Source organism: Psychrobacter sp. TB67 (assembly GCF_000511065.1).
Lineage (GTDB): Bacteria > Pseudomonadota > Gammaproteobacteria > Pseudomonadales > Moraxellaceae > Psychrobacter > Psychrobacter okhotskensis.
In genome coordinates, this window is sequence record NZ_AYYA01000047.1 from 1 (window position 1) to 2,846 (window position 2,846).

General features: G+C 43.2%; 3 protein-coding genes. All 3 read left to right on the forward strand.

The window, feature by feature from the left end; genetic code table 11:
* On the forward strand, positions 1–873 hold an 873-nt coding region (locus W293_RS17355; RefSeq protein ID WP_025651825.1), incomplete at its 5' end, for a hypothetical protein.
* Positions 874–893: 20 nt separating this feature from the next.
* Complete coding sequence (locus W293_RS0107395) at positions 894–1,628, forward strand: hypothetical protein (protein ID WP_025651826.1); 735 nt, start codon at positions 894–896, stop codon at positions 1,626–1,628.
* A gap of 62 nt (positions 1,629–1,690) precedes the next feature.
* Positions 1,691–2,846 (forward strand): IS3 family transposase gene (locus tag W293_RS0107405; RefSeq protein WP_156915650.1). Its coding sequence is split into 2 segments (ribosomal slippage), with 1,157 coding nucleotides annotated over them: positions 1,691–1,949 and positions 1,949–2,846; the frame shifts between segments, so codons are not numbered across the junction. This gene is flagged as partial in the annotation.

The window sequence follows — 2,846 nt, forward strand, 5'->3', positions numbered from 1 at the left end:
AGTTCACCCGCCTACTTTAAAGAGATGCGTGATGCCTTTGCAACTATGCTAGAAGCCGCTGAATACGCGCTTGAGCTATTCGTCAATGATTTACCCTTTGATTATCGTACGCGTCCTATTAACAGACAACCTGATATCGTCTGGGGCGAGCGCGTATTGCCAAACCTACGTGATACTTTGGATAGTCTTAACGTCGGTTATCAAGAGCTGTTAAAAGGGGACTTAGCAGCAATAGGCTATGGCGGTAATGTAGAGAGTGACTTTCGGGCTATTAGTATGGATTACGATATCGACTGGATGCCAGAGCAGCAACAACTGGATTACGATAAATGGGAAACAGAGGCAAGCTTACGTGCCTTTAATCTAAAAATAACCAGTTATTTTGGTTGGCGTATTGGTGATTTAATAGAAAATTATAGTACTGAATCTCGAGGACCACTTAACCCACCCGAATCGTGGCCTGTTTATCGTCTCAACCCTAAATATAGCGTTGAGTTAGATGAGGTTGTTCCTGTTGCAGGTATTTATGTGCCTAGTAGAGAAGATGCCAGTGCTCAAGTATTATTAGATGGGATGTTAGCAAATGAAGCTTACGTCGGTTATGATCCAGAAACCATGCAAGCTGTCGGCATGGCGCCTGTCACATGGATGTTGGTTGAGCGTATCGCGGATAGTGGTGGTGGTAGCCATAATGTCGCACCAAAACGCTTACGCTGCGAGTCAGGTAAACCTTGTCCACAGACGGGATCATGGTGGTCACCATCGAGTCAGGATGTGAAACACTTTAAAGCAGGTGACATCATGCCAAAAATGAAGCGGCTTGAATGGAAAACCATTTGGTATTTTAACGAGACCAATCAGTTAGACGATTAAGATACCTTATTAATCAGCTTATGGTAAATGCCAGTAAACTAATATATCGAGCAGGGTGGATAGGGGTAATTGGCGCGACGTTTGAGGTAGGGAGCTTAGCGATTTATGGTTATCGTAAGTTTAATGATGGGAATACCGCATCTTGGATTTCCAGTGGTGCAGCTGCTTTCTCGATAGGTGCTTCAGCTTATGCTGGATTAAACTTAGGATTGTTAGCAATAGCATCACCAACTGCGCTACCAGCACTACCACTATTGGCAATTATGTTTGTTGGCATGACGCTAAGTTATGTCTTTCAACGCTTGGCTTACAAGTATGATGATAAAAACAATACATTGATAGAATACTGGTTAGACAACAGCGTGTTTGGTCATAAAGCCATGCGAGGACAAGACTATTATCTGATAAATCCGTTTCAGTCAAAGTCGCCTTTCAATAGTTTGGAGCAAGACATTAGTGGCTTTATCACGGCTTGTACCTTTTTCTTAGCTAATAATCGTTTGCAAACCTTTCAAGGTAATGTACCTGTGGAGCACGAAATAAGCACAAACAGTGAGATAAGACTTCCGCCAGTCCTTGAGATTGTAAAAGAGCATCTGACCTTATTTCAAAGTCAAATTCACATTGGGAATTGGGACAAAGCAAGTCAACTGACTATAGAGGTGGTTGCTGATAAAGGTGGCAGAGAGCAAAACCTATATAAAGCGACATTCTATAATTCTGCCAGTGATGAACCTGCTGCGGGTAATATCTGAGCTATGCTGAAGAAACCGTACAACTAAACTTGGTAAACTAAGCGTATTCACAGGAGTTTACCATGACCAAGAAAATCAGAACTTACAGCACAGAATTTAAAGCAGAAGCCGTTAAGAAGATAGCAAACAATAATGGCAATATCTCAGCGACCGCAAAGCAGCTTGGCATCGCCATGCAGACCTTATCTAATTGGCATAACAAAGCCAACCAAGGCAAGCTTGTAGGAACAGAGCAGTACGATCCACAGCTCATAGCCGTGATTGAAGAGAACAAGCGCCTCAAACGACAGCTTAAAGTAGCCGAAGAGGAACGAGAGATATTAAAAAAGGCGACGGCGTACTTTGCAAAGCACAGCTAGTCAGGTACGCCTTTATCAAAGATAACCAGCACTTCTTTAGCATCACCACTATGTGCCGTGTGCTAAAGATTAAGCATTCAAGTTACTACGACTGGCTGAGTCGCGATATCAGCGAGCAGCAGATACATCGCAACCATTGCGAGCTACTCGTTAAAGCCGCTCACAGTGAAAGTAAAGAACGTTATGGTTATGAACGTTTGCATGCAACGCTCACCGAGCAAGGCCATGACATTAGCCTATACATGGTTAGAAGCATTAAAGAGGAACATGGCATCAAATGCCGTCGCCACAAGCGCTTTAAAGTCACTACCGACTCCAATCACAACAAGCTGATCTATCCAAACGTACTGGATCAGAAGTTTGATGCCAGTCGCCCTAACCAAGCGTGGGTCAGTGACATCACCTATATTTGGACACTTGAGGGTTGGCTGTATTTAGCAGGCGTTAAAGACTTATACACTAAAGAGCTTGTCGGTTACGCTATTAACAAGCGTATGACCGCAGATTTAGTATGCCGTGCACTCAACATAGCGATTAAGAACAAACGACCCAGTAAAGGGCTAGTCGTTCACTCTGATAGAGGCAGTCAGTACTGTAGTCATGCCTACCATAAGATCATCAAGCAGCATCAGCTTACAGGCTCAATGAGCGCTAAAGGTAACTGCTTTGATAACGCACCTATAGAGAGCTTCTGGGGCGTATTAAAGAATGAGTTAATATATCATCAGGACTATAAGACCAGATTTGCCGCCATTACCGATATCATTAGATATATCGAGTTGTACTACAACCAAACGAGAATTCAAAAGGGTTTAGGCTATAAATCGCCAAGACAGGTGTGGTTTGACTATTATCGTCA